Here is a 21582-nt window from a genome sequence, read left to right as displayed (position 1 = left end):
CTTTTTCCCGACCGGATTCATGCCATTGTCGTGCCACTGTGCCACGACGGTCAGCGCGCAAAGCTGGCTGAATGGCACCTCGTCGCTTAGGCACTGCGACACCGGCGTCGTCAATCACCCGACCGACGCGACTCACTCGACGAAACCACGCCGCCCACAACGAGCAAGTCTTGCAACTGCCTTTCCAATGCCCCAGACAACGTCTTTGCGAACGTAGCGGTGGGCTGCATGCCGTCCCGATAGACGAGCACGTCTTCTATTACGGCTTCGCATCGTAACTCACCACAAAAACTGTCGCTAAGGTCGACAAGCCCGAGAGCCGGCTTCGCCGAAACTGCGTACCTGAACAAAGCTCCATTGCTCAAGGCGCCTTGTCGCGGCGCGCCACACGCCTTGGTATCCGCCCGCGACTCAAGACAGAGGGGGACGTCGAAGGGCATTTTCGGCAAGTGCTTGACGACGGCCACTCGGATTCCGGTCCGCTGCAATTCCCGAACGTACACACCTATTCCACGCTCCAGCTGGGCACTTGCCTGATCGTAGGACCTTCCCCGCGCATCAGTGTAGTTGGGAGACTGCGCAAGGAGGACGATGTTTGGCTTGGAAACGAGCAATTCATGCAGCACCTGCCGATTCCAAGCCGAGCATTCACTGAACGCTCGCTTGAGTCGACGATGGAAAACGGATTCGCCGCCGAACAGACAACTGTCCTTGAAGTACGTATTGACCCGCCACTCCAATGCGATCGCGGCCGGATCGATCGCGGGCATCAGGTTCGCGCCGGTCGCGTCACCCACGACCGCCACCGTGATGCGGCCGTCGCGGTCGCCGAACTCGCATTTCTTCACCGCGCGCGAAGTCGTGGAGACCACGCATTGCCTGTCGAAGGCGATCCCGCGGTCCGCGGCGGCGGCGGCGATCGCCGGCCGGACCTTGCTAAGTGAGGGAACCTGCCCGGCGGCCTCCCCTGGCCGGCGGGCGATGGCGCCGTCGATACCGAGGCGCTCGCGAAGGACGGGCGCCAGCGTCTGCATGTACGTCGCCGTGATGTGATGCGCATCGCGGTAGACGAACACGTTCCCGATCACCGCCGGACACGCGCTCCCGGGACAGAACAGGTCGGTGAAATCCAGCATGGGATAACCGGCGAGGCGTGCGAGCCGGGGTATCGCGTCGTCGTAAAGCGCCGCGTCACGCCCCGCCGTGCAGCCATCGCCGCCCGGAGCGTTCTTCGCGAAACATTCCCGGACGATCGTCGGCTGCCAGGGCGTCGAACGGATCAGCGTGACCGCCGAGCGGTCCCGGAACCCGGACCACACGTCCTTCATGCCCTGCGCGAGCGCTTCCGCACTGGCGGCATAGCCTTCGCCCTGCCGGCCGTACACGGCGTGCCGCGGCGACTCGACCAGGACAACCTTGTCGAAGTCCTGCGCATTCAGGTAATCGACGACGTTGCGCGTCCAACGTTCGCACTCAACGTATGGGCGCTTGAGCTTCCGGTGGTAGGTCGGCAGCCCCGCGGTGATGCAGCTCGTCTTGGTGATGCCGACAACCTGGACGTCGTAGTGCTCGGCGATCCACTTGAATGCAGGCAGCCAGTGCACCGCGTGCGAGTCACCGACGACGGCGATCCTCATCCTTGCCGGCGTCGAACCGAACACGCAGGTCTTGACCTCGTCGCCGTCGATATCCTGGATGCAGCCCATCCGGTACGCCGACGCCACGTCGAACTCCACGTCGACCAGCTTCGGCAGGAAGTCCACTTCGCGGGGTGTCCGCGCCGGTTTCAAGTACAGCGCCGCGGCGCCGGGATGGTCCTGATCCAGTCCGGAAGCAACGTCCCGCGCGGGCACCCCGAGCCCCCCGGCACGCCCGAGGACGAGGGCAATGGCGACACAGGCGATGGAGGCGGAGGCCGCGGCGGCGAGCGGACGCCACGGCCGGCCGGCCGTGGCGGGCCCATGCCGGAATGCGTCTTCGATATACCTCTTGCTCACGGCCGCCAAGAGAACCGAGAGCCCTAGCAACGCAGCGCCATCCCAGAGGCCCGGGTCCTCGCCCCGCCATGCGCGGTAGAAGGTGATCACGGGCCAATGCCACAGGTACAGCGAATACGAGATGTCGCCCAGGTACTGGATCGCCCGGTTGCTGCCCAGCCAGCGGGTGAGCGCCGTCCTTTCGTGGGCGCCGCCGGCCGCGATCGCCAGGACCGCCGACAGCGTCGGCAGCAGCGCGGCATGCCCCGGGTATGGAATACCGGCGTCCAGCACGATCGCGGACAGCACCATGCCCGCGAGTCCCGCCAGGAGCAGGCCGACCCCCGCGCGACCCGGAAGAAAGCCGACGACCGCCACCAACGCGCCCGCGGCGAGCTGCCAGATGCGGGAGAACGTGGAGAAGTAAGCGGACGAGCTGCCCGAAAGCCCCGCGATCACCGAATACGCCAGGGACGCCGCGAGCACGATCGAAACGATCGCACCGACGGCACGCCGGAACGGCACGCGCCGGGCGCGGGAGAACCAGGCCAAGGCGATCAGCAGCGCGGGCCAGGCGAAGTAGAACTGCTCCTCCACCGACAGCGACCAGAAATGCTGCAGGGGCGAAGGATCGGCCTCTATCGCGAGGTAATCCACCGCCTTGAAGGCCAGCCACCAGTTCTCGAAGTACAGCGTCGAGGCGACCACTTCGAGGGCGACGTCGCGCCAACGCGTGATCGGAAGCAACAGGGCAGTGGCTGCCACTACCGCGAATAGGGTCACGATCGCAGCCGGCAGCAACCGTCTGGCGCGTCGCACGTAGAACTGCGGCAGCGAGATCGAACCGCTGCGCTCGACCTCCCTGAGCAGCAAGCTGGTAATGAGGTAGCCGGAAATAACGAAGAATACGTCGACCCCGACAAAGCCGCCGGGCAGGAAAGACGGCCAGACGTGATAGACCAGCACCAGCAGGACAGCGATCGCGCGCAGTCCCTGAATCTCCGGCCGGAATGCTCCCCGCACGGTCGACACCCCCACCATGGACGCCCTACTGGCCTACGAGCGTGACGAAGTGCGGCGTGAATCCCGCCTGCCGCTTGAAGCGAAGGAGCTCTGAGGTACCGTTCTCCTTGCCTCCGTACATCAGGTACTTCAGCCCCTTGGCATGAGTATCGGCGTGGTCGACGAGCCACTTCACCACTTCATGGTGCAAGAGCGTCAGGACACCATTGTCCAGGTGCTCCCCATGCCCCAGGATCTGCGAGTACACGGCAAGGTCGCCGGTCCGCCTCAATGAGATGTATCCGCCCAGTCGCTCGTCCACTTGCACCGAGCCCTGGACATGGCCTGGCTCCGACTGAAACACTCCAAACGTCATTGCCCAGTGTCGCGTGCACTTGGGAAACGCCACTTCGAACATTCTGTCCGGAGCGCCGCCCATTTCGTCAATCGACTTCGTCAGGGTCGAGCGAATGGCGCCCCCTGAACGAACTTCCTTCGATGTGTTTGCGGCATGTACGTCCGGAATGAAAAGCTTCCAGGCAAAAGGCTTGACGTAGTAGCCACGCGCAATCGCCTTCTTCTTCTGGCGGATTCGCGCGCCCTTGCCGAACTTCTTGATACGCGCTTCCCACGCATCGAAATCCGCGACGTGGTCAAGATCGATCAGCATCGGAGTGAAGCGCCGGGGCGAAAACTCCCCCAACGACTCGAAATGCACGTAGTTTTCCAGCCCCTTCGCCGAACGGTCGACGAACGAACCGCACACCTCGTTGCAAGTTCGACTATCGCGGTCGAAGGCAAGCCTGAGGTGGGGCGTCGCATCGGCATCGCCATCAGAAACCTGCCTCGGCTCCGGCGAGGCCCGTTCCACAGCGGCGCTCGCCACCGGAACGGCGGTGGATGCTCGGCTTCGCGCGCTGATCGCGTCGGCAAGCCCACCATCGAATGCGCGCTGGAGCATCCGCCGATAGGTCGTTCCCTGGAAGTGCAGGGTATTGCCGGGGCCGCAGGAGCCGACATCCGCAAGCTCAAGGTCCTCTCTGGCCTCGACACCGCCCCAATACACCCCTTCCTCACGCTCGGCGACCCGCCGGCCGAAATCGTAATACTCGAGTCGCCCGTCCAGTTTCGGGTAGTAGTCCGTCTGCTGGTTCAGGAAGAGGACCGGGATCTCGGGATTGTTTCTGCGCACGTGATGGATCAGTTCCACAGCCTCGTTGACCGACTGTTCGAGCGTCCTCCGACCCAGTTTCCTATGCCCTTCAAGGAATCGCTCTCGGTGCTTCAGATGCGCCGGGTGGATCCAGAACTTGACGCCCTGCCCGTCCTCCCAAAGCTCGAAGTTCATGTCAGCGTACGAATCCAGCATCAACAGGTCGGCACCCGTTTCGGTGACCACTTCCCTGTCGGCCTGGCCGATGTAGTAGCGCTGGAGCGTGGGTTGCATGGATGCCACATCACTGATCGAATCGAGATACTCGTGCGAAACGGTCCGACCATCGATCGCGTCAAGGAACAGGATCATCGGCGACTTGCCGTTCTGAGTGATGGACGGTTTGGCGTTGAATAGATCAGGATTGAGCGCAAGCGACCGGCGACACGTACAATCACCACGCATTAGTATCTTCAACGGCTTCCCATCGGGCCTGACGAGCATGCAAACCTTCCTTCGGCGTTCTGACTTCAATTCGCCCGGCGTACCTTCGGGCGCCGGGGTGCTTCACTACTGCTTGAGATAGATCGAAGCCACGGCACGGGGATCCTTCAGCGCTGGCCCGACGCCTTTCTCGCGAGCGAGCGTGCGGATGGGTTTTCCTTCGCGCGCCCGGTACAACTGGCGTGCACCGTTTGCGTCTTCGCGGCGCTTGCCGACGATGTAGCCGGCTCGCACGAGATCCTCGGAGACCACCGCTTCCGCATCCCCCAGCGTGCCCTCGACGACCTCCAAGAACACCTGACGTTCGCTACCTTGGCCTGCGGAATCCTCTCGCCGGTCGTAGCGGACGAAGACCCGGTCACCCAAGTGCGCGATAACGGAATCGATGGCATCGGCCGGTACCGGCTTCTGCGACGGAACGACCGTGGGCTCGGCCATGGGTGCCTCGTCCTGGGCGGAAGCCGGTGAAGGGGCCGTGCTTTCGTTTCCACACCCGGCACAGATAAGCAACACGGTGGACACGGCAATTGAAGCAAACTTGTGCATTTGGGTTACTCGGGAATGTGTTGGGGATCGGCTCTGCCGGACGGTTGGTTCGCTTCGCCGCGTCTTGCCGCCGCTACCGGTGGCCATGAGCTCCTTGTCACCACGAGGCTGCCCGGACAAGGGAGCAGAGATAGCAACGGTCCCGCGATTATATTCTTGGCAGTGGCATTCAGTCTTGCAGCCGGGTGAACTGGGTACGGAAGCGAGCTGCGTCCATTTCGGAGGCAAGCATGACGGCTCCAGACTCCCGGCATCCGAGTTGAAGCCCGCCGTCTGCAGCCGCCACCTGCAAGTACTGCTTGAGACTGCCCGCGTCGGCATAGAGGGCAGCCTCGCCGAATAGCTCTTCCCAGGAAGGATCCATCACCGGCAGGCAGCCAGCAGCCATGGCCTCGAGCACGTCCCGCGGACGCCGCCGCTCGCCATTACGCGGTTCGAGCTTCAGCCACGCGTCGACCAGTGTCAAGGCGGTCGCCTTTTCCACGGTACCCGGCCCGACCAGGTATGGCCGCGTCACGGGTATCGACGCGACACCCTGGGGGTCGTGGTGCCAGGCGAACAGCACGTCCGGCGCAACTTCCGCGTAGCGCGCCAGCTGGGCGTCAAGGGGAAGGCGCGCGTCGATCTGGAAGCCCAATACAAGGCGCTCCGCCGGGCCAGCGCCGCGCCCGCGAGAGGGGCCGCGCCAATGCCCGGGAACGACGATGTCGGGCCACCTGGCGTGCTTTTCGCCGCGCACGCCCCATACCCGCGAGAGTCCCCTCCCGGCAACGCGGTCGGTCGCGAACCAGGCAGGCGCGCATCCGAAAAGCTGGGCGCATATAGCCTCGCACCGGTCGGGATCATAGGCCGCCAACCCGTCGGTGGCGATCGGGCCGTTGGCAGCGCGCATCAGGACATTGCCGGTGCGAAGGCCCACGCGCATGGGCGTGAGGAAATGCAGAAGGTCGGGTTCGGTCACGACGACGCTTCGTACTTCGACGTCTTCGGAAAGGTCGATTTCCTCGACGAGGCCGTGTGCAAGCGCGTTCGAGACGACGGGCGCGAAATGCCCGACTGCATGCGACGAGAGCCTCAGGAATGAATCCGCGTGCACCAAGGCCACTCGCGCGTGGGAACGGGCAAGCGCGACCATCTCGTCGGCGAGCTCGTGCGCCAGCGGAGCCGATGCCCGGAAGTCACCCAGGTACGCGACGTCGAACGGTGCACGCGACGGCTTCTCGACCTTGAACCGATGCGGGGACTGAAACATCCGCTGCCCCCCTTCGCCTTGCAGCCTGAGGCGGGTGGTCCGATCGTGCCAGCGCTCGAAATTACGCCGGTATGCGCTTCGAGCTGGGTGCCGCCAGCCCGCCCGAAACTCGCTGCGCGAGAGGGAGTCGGGACTGAGGCGAATCGCCGTCAGGATTCCATCCAGGGCATCGCACGCCTCATGGCCAAACACGTTCCTGAGCCGGGTCGAGAACTCGCTATCGGCCGCCTTTCGCGCCTGATCGTAGTATCCGATCCGATCGACGACCGCCTCGCGCCTGAAGAGCAGCGACGACTCGTTCGTACGGAACGGCGAAACCCCAGGAAAATTGAACCTGACCAGGTCGTCGACGCGGATCCCGGTGCATTGGTTGGCCACTGCGTGGGAACGCGTCGTCAGCGCTTCGACCTGGCGCTCGATCCGGCGAGGATGGGCCCAATCGTCGGCGTCCTGTACCGTGAAGAAGTCGCCCCGGGCCTCGCGCAATGCTCGATTGCGGGCCACGTAGGTCCCTCCGTTTCGCGCCTGACGGATGAGGCGGACGCGGGGGTCGAGAGCGGCAACCTGATCGAACACCCCATGGAACCGGTCGGGGGAAGCATCGTCGATCACCAAGACCTCTAGGTTGCGCCATGTCTGGCTGAGCAGCGACCGCACCGACGTCAGCAACGCATGGTCCGGACACCAACTCGCAACCGCGACCGTGACGAGCGGCCCGTCCACCGAGCGTGCCGCGGGGCTGCTCCTGAGCCGGTCGAATGGAGGAACGTCCGCGCGATCCTCCAGATGGAGGGCTTCTACCCCGGACTCCAGCACAAGCTCGTTGACCCGCGCCAGCCAGCGCGGCATGTTGGCGTGCGGACTACCTCCGAAAGGGTTGGCGAGGTCGCATAGGAGATACCGCCGCTGCAGGTCATCCGCCTTCAGCGCGGACACAAGGCGCGTCGCGCCGGCGAAGTCCTGGACGTGGAGGGCGAGCTGCGCGGCAAGCACGAGGTGGCGTGGCGGAATCCGCTTTGTTCCATGCACGGACTCGAGCACACGATACGCGTCGTACGCGAGGCCTATGTCACCGGGGAACACCGCTTGGAGCGCAGTGATCCGTGCGAGCCTCATGAGCATCCTTCGATCCAGGTCCGCGCATGCCCCGAGGGCATCCGCGGCCCCGTCGGCGGCCCGACGCAGCAGCGAAGCGAGGGCATCGGGATCCAGACGCTGCGACGATACCGCCCACGCCAGCAGGTCGCGCGCAGGTACCGAACGCGCCCGGAGCGCGCCCGCATCGAATGGGCCCGCATCGCCCGGTTGCGCGAAGCGGGCCAGGTAATCATGCACGTACGTGGGAGACATGGGCAGCGCCGTCATCGCATCACTCCTCCCTTGGTCTGGCATCATTTCGCGCGGTGGACCGGGGCTTTCGAACGCTGAGAATCAACCGAGGCTCCTTCCGGCGCGGGACGCTCCCCCGCACCGTCGGTGCGTACGGACCGGGACACGGAAAGCGTGGCCGTTCGCGTGCCGAGGGCATGGCCACGGCGCAACGCGGGAAACGCGGCTTCCCAGCGATCGAGCATCGTCTTCTCGTCCGGCCGCGAAGCGTCGTCGACAACAACAATGGCATCTTCCCGGAGCTGGTCGAATAACCGGGGGATGGCGGGAAACCGGGCCATAGGGCCCGTCCCACCGGGTGGACCATCGACAATGAGCAAATCGATCTCGCCCTCGCCGGGCGCGTCAGGAAGCGAATACCAGGCGTAGGTCTCCTCGCCAATCGCGACGTCCACGAGCGGTGCGGCACGCACCTGAGCGAAGGCTCCGACGCCATGGGCTTCAAGCGCCTTGCGGGTCGATTCGGCGTACTCGCCGAGATGGTCATAGGAAACGAGCCTTCCGGTGCCGTTCTTCTTCAATGCCATCGCGAGCCAAAGCGAGGACGTCCCGCTGCCTAGCTCGACGATGCACCTCGGCTTGCGCTCGAGGACGAGCTCGACCAGCGAAAGCATCGCCTCCGGATCCATCGCCCATCCGCCAAGAAGAGGGGTTGGCCCCTCCGTCCCCAACAGCTCACGGAGCTGCATCAGCGCCTCCACCTCTCTCACGGTCTCGGTTTTCAGCCATTGCAGCGGGACGCGAGAGAGGCTGCGCAACTTCTTTTCGTTGTGCGTGAATGCCTTGAGTGCCTGCTTGTCGGCCTCATAGCCCTTCCTGAGGCTTTCGATCAACGCGACCACGCGCTCGACGCCTTCCGTCGCACGATTCCTGGACGCCACGTCTGCGGCGGCTTGGCGCGCCAGGCCATCGCGGAGATCGTCTCCAAGCCGCCGGAGGACCTGCTCCGCCGCCTCAGCCTGGACATCGAAACGCTCGGCAAGGGCCTCCTGCCCGGCACGCTGGCCAACGAAATGCGCGTCGATGCCTGTTGTCGCCGTGCCCAGAGTCTCTGCGTGGGCATCCAGCGCGGCATGGATATCCCGGTAGGCACGGACCGCCAGCGAGTTCCCCTCCAGCATCAGTCGCCGGAGCTGATCCTGCACGGACCCGGCTTCGCGCAGAGAATCCGACGCCTGCTCGACACGCGCATCGAGGCCGGCAAGATGCGCCTCCAGGCCAGCCAACCCCGCCTCGAGCGCCTGCAGGCGACCCGCAAGCGTTTCAAGGGCTTGCCCCAACGCTACCGTCATGATGCTTGACTGGAGCGCCTGAGCCTCACCCATCCGCGTGAGCTTTTCACCCAGCGCGTTCTGCACGCCGGAGATCGATGTTTCGACGGCGACCCGCAACTTCTGCCGTTCCCCGCGATCCGTCGCTTCCGCTTCCGCCATCGCGCGCTTGAGTTGCGCCGGATGGGCTTCGATCAGCATAAGGGCGCGGTCGACATCCGCGCGCGTTGCCGCAGCAAGATTCATCACCACGATCGCGCGTTGGAGGACCGCGACGACCAAACCCCCGACGAGCATCCCGAGCACGACCATGCCGATCAGCATCACCGGGGTGCTTCCACGCAACGTGCCGGCGATCAGCAGGGCAACGCCCGCAGCAGCCATTGCAAGGCCTAGAAGCCTCCTCGTTGTCATCATTCCTGCCATGCCTGCCTACTCCGGTGTTCCAGTTGACGAGGGCCTTGCGGCCATCCGATGCCTTGTGGGGTTCATGCCGTTGGCGCGTCGGCCGCCACGCCCAGGCGGGGCAGCAATCGCGCATAGGCGGCACCCAGTCGCTGCGTCTTCGCGCGAACGCTGAGTGCGAGCTCATTGCTGAGTTCCTCGCGCCACGGGGAGAGCTCCTTGACCACCCGCGTCTGAAGTTCGTCGTTCTTGCGGAACTCCCGGAACAAGGTGGTTTCCTCGACTCCCAGCGGGGCCAGCCAGAGCGCCGCGCGCTCCACCGCGACCAGAGGAATGCGACGCCGTCTGGCTTCGACGGCCAGCCAGACGTCCGCCATCCCCGTAGTCCTGAACCAATCCCGCTCCGGCCGCCACAGCGACGTGTGAAACGCGACGGTTCCGGTACCGAGCTGGTTCACGACGGTATCCTGCGCGAGCGCCTCTTCGAAATGCAGGAGGGTCCGGCCCCGAAAGAAGCTCCGGATCGGCTTCGAATACACCGTGCCATGCAGGCCAACCACCACCTTCCGCTCATAGAACTCCAGCTTTCGGATCATGGACTGCACATAGTCCGGCGGATAAGCGATGTCGTCGTCTACGGTCAAGCAATAGCCCTCCGGAACCTGCGCGATGAAGTGGAACTTGCCATTGTCGCGAAGATTCTCGCTGCCGATCACCACCGTTATCCGAGAATGGCGAAGGAACTCAGGCGCCGCCTCGTACTCGTTCAGGTAGACGTACAGGTGGTCGACCTGCGGCAGTAGCGCCGCTACGACTTCACGCAGCTTCTCCTCCCGGGGCGGATACGAGGCCAGGCACGCGCTGATAATGTTGCCGTCGTAGCGCCCCCCGTCGACGACGAGCTTCCCAAAGACCGGGAAGGGGCGCCGCACGACCGGGAACGGCACGTAGGGCCTGAGCTTCCGCTCGACGAGGAACTTGTGCCAACGATCGCACATGGCGGCGTAGTGGCGTCGCTGCGGCGACAGGAAGCTCTGCGCCGAGTTACGTTGCTGGACGAAGTTGATCGCATTGGCCGGATCGCGGGTCAGCGACCCGTCCCTCAGGAGGGCGATGTACAGGACTTCCTTGACGTTGGCCTGCGCTTGCTGCCCATAGGTGATGCGCAGGCGTCGCAGGAACTCATCGTCGGCCGAGGTGCGGATCGTGTCGAAGTAGCCCATCTCGTCGAACACTTTCCTCTTGACCATCTGGCTGATGTAGGCGACGCGCTCCGCGACCCCATTGATCAGGATGACCTTGCCATCTTCGTCCTTGCGTACGTGGTTGCAGGTGCTGACGGCAATGCCGGGACGATTCAGTGCCTCGAACTGGAGCTCAAGCCGCTTCGGCTCGGAGATGTCGTCGCTGTCCATGAAGGTGACAACGTCGCCGTTGGACCGCGTGATGCCGAAGTTCTTGCACCAGTATGTGCCGCGATTCTCGCCGTAGCAGTAAAGCTTGACACGCGGGTCCGTCTTCGCGATCGCTTCGACGCGGGCGCGGGTACTGTCGCGACTGCAGTCGTCCACCACGATGAGCTCCAGGTTCTTCCAGGTCTGATCGAGGATGGAACGCACGGCTGCCTCCACGAACTCCTCGGTATCGAACGTGGTCATGACCACGGTGATCAGCGGATTGCCGGGATAAACGATGTCCGCCGCAGACACGCCTCCTTCCGGACGGCTCATGTATGAAACCCCGGCGATACGAATGCTCTGCGGGGATGGCAGCGCCGCCGGTTCCGCGGGCGTCTGCACCGCGGCCGGAGATCCAGGAGAGGCGCCTCGTCGCGAGCCTGCATGAAGCGGCGCGCTTTGCGTTGCGGCGGGGACGGCAGCTGTCGCCTCCCCCGGCATGAGCGACCGTACCCATGTCAGGGGCGACAGCAAGCGCAGCAACCGGGCGACCCGTCGCAACGTCCCGAACACTCGGCCGTTGAGTAGGGCCTCGTGTCGCAGTTCGGCCGTGGCAACGCGCAGCCTGAGCTCGGATGCCAGCTGTTCGACCTTCCTGCGATTGGCCTCGACCTGCTGCCGGAGGCGATCGTCCATGCGCCGGATCTGTTCGATGAGTTCGTCCTGGCGCCGGGCATGCTCGGCATCGCTTGGCTCGGGACCGGAACCATCCTGTGTTGACATCGCGCCCCCCTCCCGTTCTTCGGTAGCGCCAGGTCGCCCTCCAGAGTCCATTTCGCGGCCAGCCACGCAAGCCGTTGCACCTTTATCGCGGGGCAACAACGCCGAATGGCCACTCCACAAGGGACAAGCTGCGAGGAAACACGTGAGCCTTTCCAGCTCAATCGCATTTGCCACCGGCGCAAGCACGTGGTGGCGCTCTTCGTCGAAGGCGGCCAACACGAGATATCCGTTCGACGCGAGCTTCGACGCTATGGCCTCGAGGGCCCCAGGTTTCCAACCCACCGCGATAACTGCGGAGCGATCGCACAGGAGCTGTCCCAGCCATGCCTCTGCACCCGACTCGGGTTGGCACGCCACATCGGCCCAGGCCAATGCGATGCGAAACGGGGGATCTGCAGCTAGCGCATCCATGTGTTCGATCGCATAGGCATCGAGACCGAGCTCATCCCTGAAGATCGCTACGCGACGCGGTGCTACGGCCGTCGCATCGACCACGACCTCACCCTTGCCCACGAAGGCGGCGGATGCCTTTGAGAGTGTTGACATACCTGCCTCCGGCACCTGCACCGGTATCGAGCTCGCATCCAGAGCGCCGTCGCCGACAGTCACGGGCAAGGCGATGGTTCTCGTATTCTTATCCATGACCACTCTTAAACGCTCTCCTCTCGTGCTCCATCGAGACCCATCCCTATGGACGAGCCCGACTCCTCTAACGCTTTATTATCCGCGCAGCAGATGCGCGCGAGCTCATCGAGCATCCATCTGTAAGTCGCCTCAGAATAGTGGAAAGGGGCGACGCCCCAGCGATGGGTGGGACTGGCACGTGGCCCGCCAGGATAGTCTATGGCCTTGGTGATTCCGGCCCTCGCCAGGAAGGCGTACATCGTCGCCAGGTGCCGGTTGCTAGCTGCGATCTTCTCGGGCTCCGGAAGGCTCTTGCCATCCTCGAACCGGCCAGCCCAGAATGCCTTGTTCAGGATGATTCTTCCGGGCGGCACCAGTCGGAGAAGGCGACGCACGCCGCGTCTCCACGCAGCCACGTGCTCCGTACTACCGGGTGCGATACGACGCCCCCGCCATCTACTGGCTCTCGCAAACTCGAGCGACAAGGTGGCGAGACCTGGCTCGCCACGCATCGTACCGAAGTCCGCGAGCGGGAAACGCTCATCAATGAGATCAAGCAGGACGAAGTCAAAGCCGCCGCGGCGCAGGACGGACGACGCGCGCTTGTTGAGGTCCGTTTCGACCATCCGACGCTGAAACGGACTCTTGATCTCTGTTGCCGCAGCGAGCATGGGCGCGGGCGCCGGTCGCGTCAAAAACGCGCTGCCAAGCGAGGACCGCGCCAGATACCCGGATAACTCGAAGCCGTGACCGGGAAGCTCGAATGCATCGCGGGATACGCAGCTACCGAGTATGAAAATGCGCCCCATCGGAACGGTTCCTGGCATCACCCATCCACCTCTTCGGCGATCCGATCTCGACTACCGACGACGATGCCTCGTGCGCGGACCTCTGCTTCAGCGCCCTCCCAAGTGTGGAATCCCGGCGCGGGGTTTCGGTGACAGACGTAACTGAATCCGTCTGCCGAAAGGAGGCGCAGACCGTGACGCGCGCAGGCTTCCAGGAAGGCAGTATCGGTTCCCTTGCGCAAGTTGGTGGGAAAAGGGACTGAACCGAGCACATCCATGCGACCACCCAAGGTGGCGCCGCACACGACACCACGCGGCCAGTCCTGATCGAAAAGCTGGAGAGTGAGGGCCTGGCGAACAGGATCTCGAACCAACACCTCATCGATTTCGAAAAAGGTATAGACCATGGGCTTTCCAAGCACGTCGCAACGCACGCTCGTCGCAAGCGCCATCAAGTCGGAAAGATAATGCGGGCCATAATGATCGTCGTCATCGAGTTTCACCCAATAGTCACCATGCGCCTTGGAGGCGGCCAAGTTCAGACATTCACCCAAGCTCAGGTGGCTTGACGCCTCCAGAATCTGCACCCTTCGCGTGGCCGAGGCGGCTGCTTTGCGCAGGTTGTCATCGGCGGCAACGCCATGCACGACAACAATCAGCTCGAGCGCTTCATACGTTTGGCGGGAGAACGATGCCAAGCATCCTGGCAAGCGATCAGGTCGCTTGCTGACCAGAAGCGCCGACACCATTGCGCTCGGAAGAGCTTCCATCAGCCCCAGGTCGACGCGAATGCACTCAAGTCGGCGTGCAAGCGAGTGCCGCTGCACGATTTCGCGGAATGCACGATGACTCCACGCCTTCGTCGCACCGGGGTCGACGTTGAGTGCCAGCAGTGCTGCGGGCGAATCGCCCGCAAGGGGCAAGATGCCGGCAAGTGGCCATAGACCGTTAGTTTCCGTCGAAGCGCCCACGATTGCACCGCACGCGGCAGCCCTAAGCATTTCTTGAGTCACCCACCACCGGGGCCTCTCGCTGCAAACGTCAAAAAACTCAGCCGCGACCATTCGCTGCAGCAACAACTTGTCCAGGCCATCCACCAAGGCGCCCTTGGCGGTTTGTGCTGGCGACTCGCCCTTCTCAAGGGATCGGGCGCGACGAAAGCTGTCTACCGCAATCAGAGGGACTGTATGCGCTTTGCTTGATCGATTCAGAGGCGAGGTCGAAGTTTCGCGAACGTCGTCGACCAGCACCCTCCCCGACAATCGGGTCGCCACCTCGCTCAGGCGCGGAGTAAGTACAGGATTGTAAAGGGCAGGCTGGACCGCCGGCGGAAGTAGCGACACACATTGCGCTCCCAGCCGTGACGCCACTACCTCGAGTTGCAATTCGTCGGCCGCGTATACGCGGTCGGCGAGACCGATGAATTCCATCATCCGCTCGAGCTCCACCGCCTTCGCACGGAGCCAGACCACAACGGGGATGCCTACGGAGCGACATGCTCCCACGATCGAACCCATTCCCTGACCCGAGGTGTCGAGGATGCGCTCCATCCAAGTCGGGTCCAGCGCTGTAGGATTGACCTCGACCAACAGGAAATCCGGTTTCTCCCGGGTGAGCACGGATAGGTCGGTCGCCGCATCAATACTAAAGACGGTGACTTCAAAAGCAAGCTCGCGGGCTAGATCCGCCCCCCCTATAAGAGCGATGCTTGAATCACGACGCCCGATCGGCGCACAGCCGCGCGGGGGTGGCGTGCCAATGGAGGGGGAAAATGAGTCAATGACCCAGTCGTCGAACAAGCCGGCGGCGAATGGCCGCAGGTCGATCACCGTCGAATCCCCATCGCCATCAGCTTGCCGTCCACCGGGACGGATAAATTCGTACGGAACCCAATCCGGCAGCGTCGTTCCGCCTAGCTTTTCAGGGGAATGCGTACTTCTTCCTCGAAAAATGGACGCCAACCATCGAAGTGGCAGCGTGATGCGCCAGGAGGTGCTCTCTTCCATCGACCCAACACGTCTATGGAGTTCGCCACTTCGAATACGCTCTGCAGCGAGCTGCCCACGGGCCTTCTCGAGTGCTGAGCGCGATCCAAGCTTGCGTTCGTGACGTATCAAATGCACTTCCCTCCCACAAGCAGGGCAAGCCGCCGCCCCAAAATCCTGCCGATATGGGTCCAACTGAACTCCTGGACGCTCTCTTCGGAAAGGTCGAACGCCGCGTCGAAAGCCCCTTCGTGCTTGAGGCGAGCAAGCTGGGCCAACGCAACCTGTATTTCGCTCGAGTCCATCGCGCATCGGAGACCCCTCCGCTTGGCTTCGATGAGCAATCCTGCTTCGTCCTTCGCTGCCGCCTCAAGGTGCAATATCGGCCTCCCGGCGCCAAGATACTCGAATACTTTTCCGGGAACCTGCTCTGGATTGTCGTTGGCGATGTTGACCAGAACGTCCGCGTTTCGCTGGAGTGCACGTACAGTCTCGTGAGGCAGGTATCCCAGCAACCTGATTCGATCCGGGTGTTGCGCGATTCGTATCTCGAGCGACGCCGGCACTCGAGAAGTCGCGATATTCAGACGTACACCAGGCGCCGCGATGACCGCGTCCACAAGTGACTCCGGTCGTCGGAATGCATAGAAGCTTCCGGTGAACAACAGCTCGAGAAATTCAGGCTGAAACACTGCGACGCAGGGGTCCACGCCTATCGCAGGGTCGAAACCCTGTGTCATAACCTGCACACGCGCGGCATCGACATCGTGCCTTTCCACAAGGAGGCGACGTGTCCCATCGGTAGTCACCGTTATCGCGTCCGCGCGTTCGCAAGTCATTCTTTCCAGGCGCAGGGAACGACGACGCCATCGCCGAGGTGTGTATTCGGCGAGGACCGGATCGCCAAGATCGACGAGCCAAGGAAATCCCAGGGTCTTCGCCATCATGCCCAGCTGCAGCGTGGTTGCCGGCTCGTGCGAACTGATCACGACATGGGGGTCGATCGCATGCAAGAGGGATAGCAGACGCTGCCTCGCAAAAAAACGCCATTCGCCGCGAGCATCCGGAAACCACCAACGCGCAGCCACGCGACTGATGGTTTCGATCAGTCGGCCCTTCCAGTTCAATACGGAAGATGCCTCTGCGATACTCGCTAGCCCAGAGGCCTCCCCTTCGCTAGCGGTCACCCCTCGCCCAGGGCCGCGCTTCGCCTTTCGAAGCGCACTCAACCTGGACACAAGCCTCACACCGCCGGTCACAACACCGGGAAACGTTCGATGGACCGAGATTCCCTGCGGCACCGCCAGCCGCGGCCCTGAGCCGGGCATTCCCTCCGGTGTGAGGACATGCACTTCAGCCCCTTGAGCCGCCAGCTCCCGGCTCAGATACATCCAGCGAAGAGACTGGGGAGAGGGGCTCAGTGGATACTCGTGTGCGATCAAGAGAACCCGCATGACCTTACTTTCTCCTTGGCCAAGCGTTCATGGCGCAGGCGAGCCTCCACATCGAGCGGTTGGAGCGTCACGTTCCATGTCGTGCATGTCTCGCCATCATGTCCTTGTACTTCCGAACAACTCGATCAACCGAGCCTCGCCCTTTGAGCTGCCCTCGATCAATCAAAATGGCGCGGTTACAGGTCCTGCGTATCAGGCTGAGGCTATGGGTAGCCATAATCACTATCTTGCTACCTCCCACGCGATCCATCATCCGCGTGGTGGCCTTCTCGATGAACTCGGCGTCACCGGTACCGATCCATTCGTCGAGCAGCATGATGTCGTGCTGCACTGAAGTCGAGATGGCAAAGCCCAATCGCATCCGTTGCCCCGAAGACAGAGTTCGGAGTCGATGATTGGATTTTTCTCCCAGTTCCGCGAACTCCAGCACAGGACGCACCATCTCCCGAGCATATGCCAGAGGAGAGCCCATCGCCGCGCCTCGAAGAAGAATATTCTCAGCCACTGTTGCCTCGGGATTGAACCCAAGGGACATATTCATCAACGCATGGCGCGTACCGTCCACGTCGATGGAGCCCCTGGTGGGCTGATAGGCTCCGGTCAACAACTGTAGCAGGGTGGATTTTCCTGCCCCGTTCCTTCCGATGATGGCGATTCGATCACCCTCGTTTGCTTCGAAGGAAACGCCGTCGAGAAGCGTTACAAACTCACGCTTGGGAGATGACAACGCCGCCCCCCCAAGCGCCGCCAGCCATGAATTGGTGGTGCGCTCTGCATGCACGTACAAAGGCACATCAAGACCCAAGTTTTCGACTTTCAGGTGCGCCATATCTCAACTATATCCAGATCGGCACAAAGCGTGCGTAACGACGATATGCCCATGCTGCCAACATCGGGAGTACAACCGAGGTTACCGACACATAAACGACAGTCACCATCCTAACTGTTCGACCCAGCAGGGGCCCGCGCACCAGTTCAATGAGATGAAATGCTGGGTTAACATCCATAAGCAATGCGCGTGGCGTGCCGTGAGCTATGTGCTCCGGATACCAGAGGATGGGCGTGAGCAAGAACCCGAATATAAAAATTGTTGTCGTGAACTCGTGAGTATCCGGATAGCGTGCGCCGATCAGCGACAACAGCACACCCACGCTAAAAAGATTCAACAGAAATATTGGCAGGGTAACTACCAGGGTTAATATATTAACAATGCTAAAGCCGGGTGAAAGAGCGAAAGCTATCAATACGACCACCAGCGCCGCCGAAAAGTAAAGCCCGGCCTTGGAAACGCATCTCAGAACGTAATCGGTGAAACGAGTCCGGCCATCCATTATGAATGCTCTGTGCCCGATCATCGTACTTGACGACTCACCAATAACTTGGGTTATGAACCGCCACAAAATATAACCCATACCCATGTATGGCATGAACGCGAATGGGTCCTTGTTTGAGAGACCGGCATAGAAGTATCCAAGCAGGAAAACGGTCGCTGTCGGGGGCAAGAACATCCACAAAATGCCCAGACGGGATCGTCGGTATTTGGTGATGAGGTCCAACCAAGTTGCAAACGTCCAGAACTCGGGACGCCGCAGACTGCCCGTCGCGTCACTTAACAGCGACGCGCCGCCGGAAGGCTTGTGAAAGGGCATGATATCCTTCCCAACTGGAGATTCAGTCACCCCCCTCTCCCACGCCCAGTGCTTCAGCAAGATCCGCTTGCAAGTCCTTCACCGCCTCGACGCCCACGCTCAGGCGCACGAGCGCGTCGCTCAGCCCCAGGCGTTCGCGGCGATCGGCCGGCACCGAGGCATGGGTCATGATCGCGGGATGGTTGACCAGGCTCTCGACGCCGCCCAGCGACTCGGCCAGTGCGAACAGCTCGGTGCGCTCGCAGAAACGGCGCGCGGCCTCGACGCCGCCCTTCAGCACGATGCTGATCATGCCGCCGAAACCGTCCATCTGGCGGCGGGCGAGGTCGTGCTGCGGGTGCGAGGCCAGGCCCGGATAGATGACCTTCTCGACCGCGGGATGCGAATCCAGCCAGGTGGCAAGCGCCGCTGCGTTCTCGCAGTGCGCCTTCATGCGCAGGTGCAGGGTCTTCAGGCCGCGCAGCGCAAGGAAGCTGTCGAACGGGCCCTGGACGGCGCCCACCGAGTTCTGCAGGAAGGCCATCTGCTCCGCCAGCCCGGCGTCGTCGCCGACCACCACGATGCCGCCGACCATGTCCGAGTGGCCGTTGAGGTACTTGGTGGCCGAGTGCATGACGATGTCGGCGCCCTTTTCGAGCGGGCGCTGCAGGATCGGCGAGCAGAAGGTGTTGTCGACCACCACGATCAGGCCGTGGCGATGCGCGATGGCGGCGATGCGTTCGATGTCGACCAGCTTGAGCATCGGATTGGTCGGGGTCTCGATCCAGACCATCCGGGTGGCCGGCCCGATCGCCGCCTCGAACGCAGCCTCGTCGCCCAGGTCGACCCAGCTGACCTCCAGGCCGGCGGTGCGCTTGCGGACCCGCTCGAACAGCCGGTAGGTGCCGCCGTAGACGTCGTCCATGGCGATGACGTGGCTGCCGGCATCGAGCAGTTCCAGGACCGTGGAGGTCGCCGCCATGCCGGACCCGAAGGCGAAACTGCGCTGCCCGCCCTCGAGCGCGGCGACGCAGCGCTCGTAGGCGAACCGGGTGGGGTTGTGGGTGCGCGAGTACTCGAAGCCCTGGTGTTCGCCGGGGCTGGCCTGCACGTATGTCGAGGTCGCGTAGATGGGGGTCATCACGGCACCCGTGCTGGGATCGGGCACCTGTCCTGCATGGATCGCGAGGGTGCCCAGACCGGGCTTGCGGCCATCGCCATCCGGTTGTCGTTCTGTCATTGCCAGTGCTTCCACGTCGTGTCCGCCGGCGGGGCGCGCGGCGACCGGGAAGTCTAGCATCGCCACTCCCCGGCTCCCCGCCCCCGTTCAGTCCCGGTCAATCGCCCGTAGCCCTCACACGGGTCATCGCGACCATCTCACTCCACCCTGCGACGGAGGTAGTTGAGCAGGTCGATCCGGGTGATCAGGCCGACGAAATGGTCGCCATCCATCACGATCGCGACGTGGCCGCGATCGAAGATCGGCAGCAGGGTTTCGATCGGCGCCCCGACCGGCACCTTGTCCAGCTTGCTGACCATCGCGGTGGAGACGGGGTCGCGGAAGCGGCTCTCGTCGCCATAGACATGGAGGAGCACGTCGCTCTCGTCGACGATGCCCACGATCGCGTCCCCTTCCATCACCGGCAGCTGCGAGACGTCGTAGAGCTTCATGCGCTGGTAGGCGGTCACCAGCAGGTCGGTGGGCGCCACGACCACGGTATCGCGCGCGGCGTAGGGCCTCAGGATCAGGTCGCGCAGGTCGCCGGTGGGTTCGCGCTCGAGGAAGCCGTTGTCCAGCATCCAGTAGTCGTTGTACATCTTCGACAGGTACTTGTTGCCGGTGTCGCAGACGAACACCAGCACCCGCTTGGGCACGGTCTGTTCGCGGCAGTAGCGCAGCGCGGCGGCCAGCAGCGTGCCCGTGGAGGAGCCGCCCAGCACGCCCTCCTTCTCCAGCAGCTCGCGCGCGGTGAGGAAGCTCTCCTTGTCGCCGATGGCGTAGGCCCGGGTGACGCGGCTGAAGTCCGAGATGCTGGGCAGGAAGTCCTCGCCGATGCCCTCGACCATCCAGCTGGCGGACTTTTCGCTCAGGGTGCCGCGGTTGACGTATTCCTCGAGGATCGATCCCACCGGGTCGGCGAGGATGAGCTCGGTGCCGGGGGAGTGCTCGGCGAAGCACTTCGACAGGCCGCTCATGGTGCCGGAGCTGCCGCAACCGAACACGATGGCATCCAGTCCACCCACCTCCGCCATCTGGGCGAGGATCTCCGGGCCGGTGCCCTGCTCGTGCGCGGCCGGATTGTCGGGATTGCCGAACTGGTTGACGAAGTAGGCCCCGGGTGTCTCGCGGGCGATGCGCTCGGCCATGTCCTGGTAGTAGTCGGGATGGCCCTTGGCCACGTCCGAGCGGGTGAGCAGGACCTGCGCGCCCATGGCCTTGAGGTTGAAGATCTTCTCGCGGCTCATCTTGTCGGGTACCACCAGCAGCAGCTTGTAGCCCTTCTGCTGGGCGACCAGGGCCAGGCCCAGGCCGGTGTTGCCGGCGGTGCCCTCGACCAGGGTATCGCCGGGCTTGATGTCGCCGCGGGCCTCCGCCGCCTCGATCATCTTCAGGCCGATGCGGTCCTTGATCGACCCCCCGGGGTTCTGCGACTCCAGCTTGAGGTAGAGCTCGCATGCGCCGGTGTCGAGGTGTTGCGCCTTGACGATGGGCGTGGCGCCGATCAGTTCGAGTACGGAGGCATGTATGGCCATGGGGATCGCTCGGTCTCCAACGGGCCGCGGACGTGCGGCGTTCGAGGGGATTCTACCGGGCGTGCCGCCGGGTCGGCGCCCCGCATGCGCCCATGGCATGCGGATCGCGTCAGCGGAAGGCGGCGCGGGTCGCGCCGCGGTGGGAACCGGCCAACCGCCGCGGCTGCACGGGGCAGCCGCGGCGGCTCCGGGTTCGCTGGCGGCAGGTACCGACGAGGAAGGCCTGCCGCCTTGCGAAGCTGTGGACGTTCAGTGCGAGGTGTCGGGATCGTAGAGCCGGAGCAGGCGGTCCTTGGCGGCCAGCTTTTCGCGCTTCATCCGCCCCAGGGTGACGTCATCGATGGGCAGGACCCCGAGTTCGGCCGCATTGACCTTCTTGTCGAGCAGCTTGTGGCGCTGGTACAGCTGCTTGAACTCGGGGTTGGACTTCATCAGCGCCTCGATGACGGGCTGGGGCTGTTCTTCGAACATGGAAAACCTCCTGACGGCGGGGGTGGGAAAGTCCGGCCGGACGGCCGGGCTGGCAGGAAGTGCCCGCAAACGAAAACGCCCCGGCCATGGGCCGAGGCGTCGCGGACAGGTCGGGTTGTACGGCGGCCCGGGGATGCAGCAGCACCCTCTTCCCGCCCTTGCGCAGCCCCGGCGCGTCCCGGTCGGGGGCGGCGGAAGCA

The 21582-nt window shown here is 63.5% G+C and carries 14 protein-coding genes; all 14 read right to left on the bottom strand.

The genetic code is table 11. The annotated features are described in order from the left end of the window. Positions 1 to 110: 110 nt before the first annotated feature. The 14 genes from H4F98_RS00435 to H4F98_RS00370 all read right to left on the bottom strand — a co-directional run bounded on the left by H4F98_RS00435 (position 111) and on the right by H4F98_RS00370 (position 21382). Entirely contained in the window at positions 111 to 3017 is a 2907-nt protein-coding gene (locus H4F98_RS00435; RefSeq protein WP_182684700.1) for an acyltransferase family protein, read from the bottom strand. A 7-nt stretch (positions 3018 to 3024) separates the two neighbouring features. After that, positions 3025 to 4635: a hypothetical protein gene (locus H4F98_RS00430; RefSeq protein ID WP_182684699.1), complete on the bottom strand. Its 1611-nt coding sequence runs from the start codon at positions 4633 to 4635 to the stop codon at positions 3025 to 3027. Positions 4636 to 4701: 66 nt separating this feature from the next. Then, positions 4702 to 5073, bottom strand: coding sequence for a hypothetical protein (locus tag H4F98_RS00425; RefSeq protein ID WP_182684698.1), 372 nt, complete (start codon positions 5071 to 5073; stop codon positions 4702 to 4704). A 277-nt stretch (positions 5074 to 5350) separates the two neighbouring features. Then, positions 5351 to 7798 (bottom strand): glycosyltransferase family 2 protein, encoded by a 2448-nt coding sequence (locus H4F98_RS00420; protein ID WP_182684697.1) that lies wholly within the window; start codon positions 7796 to 7798, stop codon positions 5351 to 5353. Between the two features lie 26 nt (positions 7799 to 7824). Beyond that, positions 7825 to 9519 carry a class I SAM-dependent methyltransferase gene (locus tag H4F98_RS00415; RefSeq protein ID WP_182684696.1) on the bottom strand — a complete coding sequence of 565 codons (1695 nt, stop codon included), beginning with the start codon at positions 9517 to 9519 and terminating at the stop codon, positions 7825 to 7827. A 62-nt stretch (positions 9520 to 9581) separates the two neighbouring features. After that, positions 9582 to 12320, bottom strand: coding sequence for a glycosyltransferase family 2 protein (locus H4F98_RS00410; RefSeq protein WP_182684695.1), 2739 nt, complete (start codon positions 12318 to 12320; stop codon positions 9582 to 9584). 8 nt (positions 12321 to 12328) lie between these two features. Next, on the bottom strand, positions 12329 to 13129 hold the full coding sequence (locus H4F98_RS00405) for a DUF6270 domain-containing protein (protein WP_182684694.1): 801 nt from the start codon (positions 13127 to 13129) through the stop codon (positions 12329 to 12331). Further along, on the bottom strand, positions 13129 to 15096 hold the full coding sequence (locus tag H4F98_RS00400; RefSeq protein ID WP_182684693.1) for a glycosyltransferase family A protein: 1968 nt from the start codon (positions 15094 to 15096) through the stop codon (positions 13129 to 13131). The genes H4F98_RS00405 and H4F98_RS00400 overlap by 1 nt, the downstream gene beginning before the upstream one ends. Before the next feature lie 107 nt (positions 15097 to 15203). Further along, positions 15204 to 16202 carry a glycosyltransferase gene (locus H4F98_RS00395; RefSeq protein ID WP_343064700.1) on the bottom strand — a complete coding sequence of 333 codons (999 nt, stop codon included), beginning with the start codon at positions 16200 to 16202 and terminating at the stop codon, positions 15204 to 15206. Between the two features lie 394 nt (positions 16203 to 16596). Beyond that, on the bottom strand, positions 16597 to 17358 hold the full coding sequence (locus H4F98_RS00390; RefSeq protein ID WP_182684691.1) for an ABC transporter ATP-binding protein: 762 nt from the start codon (positions 17356 to 17358) through the stop codon (positions 16597 to 16599). A gap of 7 nt (positions 17359 to 17365) precedes the next feature. Further along, positions 17366 to 18178, bottom strand: a complete 813-nt coding sequence (locus H4F98_RS00385; RefSeq protein ID WP_182684690.1) for an ABC transporter permease — start codon at positions 18176 to 18178, stop codon at positions 17366 to 17368. A 22-nt stretch (positions 18179 to 18200) separates the two neighbouring features. Continuing rightward, entirely contained in the window at positions 18201 to 19397 is a 1197-nt protein-coding gene (locus H4F98_RS00380) for a cystathionine gamma-synthase (RefSeq protein WP_182684689.1), read from the bottom strand. Positions 19398 to 19534: 137 nt separating this feature from the next. Continuing rightward, on the bottom strand, positions 19535 to 20911 hold the full coding sequence (locus tag H4F98_RS00375) for a pyridoxal-phosphate dependent enzyme (protein WP_182684688.1): 1377 nt from the start codon (positions 20909 to 20911) through the stop codon (positions 19535 to 19537). A gap of 249 nt (positions 20912 to 21160) precedes the next feature. After that, the gene (locus H4F98_RS00370) at positions 21161 to 21382 is read right to left on the bottom strand and encodes an HP1242/YdcH family protein (protein ID WP_141517252.1); all 222 of its coding nucleotides are present in this window, start codon (positions 21380 to 21382) and stop codon (positions 21161 to 21163) included. Positions 21383 to 21582 lie beyond the last annotated feature (200 nt).

The organism is Marilutibacter spongiae, assembly GCF_014145325.1.
In the GTDB taxonomy this organism is placed as follows: Bacteria; Pseudomonadota; Gammaproteobacteria; order Xanthomonadales; family Xanthomonadaceae; genus Marilutibacter; species Marilutibacter spongiae.
Note: the sequence above shows the minus strand (reverse complement) of the source record. Positions and strands in the feature narration are given on the sequence as shown.